Here is a 1814-nt window from a genome sequence, read left to right on the forward strand (position 1 = left end):
GGCGGTGCGGGCGGGCAGGGCGTGGGAGTTGGACTCCGCGACCGGGCCGGGCAGCGCGGTGACCGGGGGGCCGGCGGCGGTGGACGCGGCGGGAGCCGGACGGTCGGGCAGCAGCGCGCGGGGCAGCACCACGACGGCGGTGATGCCGCCCTGCTTCTGCTCACGCAGCTGCACCCGCATGCCGTGCCGGGCCGCGAGCCGCGCGACCACGTACAGACCCATGCCCAGGGCGTCGTCGTCGGCGGTGGTGGGCGGTTCCTGCGCGGTGGGGTCACCGAGCCGGGCGTTCAGTTCGGCGAGCCGGTCGGCCGTCATGCCGATGCCCTCGTCCTGGACGGAGAGCATGACCTCGCCGTTCTCCAGCATCCAGCCTGAGAGCTGCACCTCGGCGTCCGGCGGGGAGAAGGCGGTGGCGTTGTCGAGCAGTTCGGCGACGAGGTGGCTGATGTCGTCGGCGGCGAAGCCCGAGACCTGCGCGTGCGGCGGCAGTGAGGCCAGCTCGACCCGCTCGTACCGCTCGATCTCACTGACGGCGGCACGCAGCACGTCCAGCAGGGGCACCGGGCCCAGGTGGTTGCCGCCCGAGTGCTCGGCGCCGGCCAGCAGCAGCAGGTTCTCGCCGTGGCGGCGCATGCGGGTGGCCATGTGGTCGAGCCGGAAGAGGGTGGCGAGCTGCTCGGGCTCGGCCTCCTTCTCCTCCAGCGACTCGATCAGGGCGAGCTGGCGTTCCACCAGCCCCAGGTTGCGGAGGGCGAGTTGCACGAACGTTCCGTGCACCGCGCCCTGCAGGGCGTCTATGCGCTCCCGCAGGGCCTCCTTCTCCTGCCCGAGCCGTTCGCGTTCGCCGTGCAGGGTCTTCTTCGTCGCGGCCAGGCGCACGGCCTGGCTCTCCGCGGAGCCCGCGCGCTCGTCGAGCTTCGCGGCGGCCTCCCGCAGCGTGTTGAGGGAGCGGACCACGTCGGCGAACTCGTCGTTGCGGCCGGTGTACTTGACGGGTTCCTCGGCGACCGGGTCGGCCGCGATGCGCTGGGCGCCCAGGCGGACCACGGCCAGCGGGCGGGCCATGGACCGGGCGGCGTGCACGCCGGCGCCGACGGCCAGCAGCAGGCAGGCGCCGAGCAGCGCCAGGCCGAGCTGGAGGGCGGTCACGTCGTCGTCGCGGAGCTGTTCCAGGCGGGCGAGTTCCGCGGTCGCCAGCGAGGACTGCACACCGCGCATCCGGTCGATCCGGGCGGACAGCGTGGACTCGATGCGGCTCTGGCTGAGCGCCTGGTCCGCGGCGCTCAGGCGTGGTTGGTCGGTGAGGCGGGCGAGGTAGCGCTCGGCGGTGGACACCTCGTTGCCGTTGACCGTCTTGCCGTACGAGTCACGGGCCGCGTCGCCGGCGAGCTGCTCGAAGTCGGCGAGGGCCGCCTGCTCCCGGGCCCGGGCCTGCTGGGCGGCGGCGGTCAGCTTGGGCTGGCTGCCGCCCGTTTCGAGGGCGGCGAGCAGCAGACCGCGGGCCGCCGCGGCCTGTTCCACGGAACGGCCCAGCAACGGCAGGGCCGCGGCGGTCTCGGCGTCGGCGGTGTCGGTGGAGACCGTGCCGGAACGTGCCGGCAGCGCACGGGTGTTCGCCTCCGCGAGGGAGCCGAGGGCCTGGATGACGGTGGTGTAGGCGGTGTGGGCCTCCAGCGGGCCGTTGTCGCCGGCGAGTGCCTCCTGCCGGGTCACCGGCAGGGCGTCCAGCATGCGACGCACGTCGGCGTGCTCCTCGGCGCGCAGCGCGGCGGCCTTGCGGTCGACCCGGGAGCGCTGCGCCTGGCTGTCCGGCC

Annotated in this window: 1 protein-coding gene; it reads right to left on the minus strand. The window is 74.7% G+C overall.

Translation table 11 applies throughout. The features are described 5' to 3' along the window. Nucleotides 1–1814 (minus strand): sensor histidine kinase (locus tag ACYVE9_RS25275; RefSeq protein ID WP_461030211.1); only part of this gene is annotated, 1814 nt, incomplete at both ends.

Source organism: Streptomyces sparsus, from assembly GCF_054776295.1.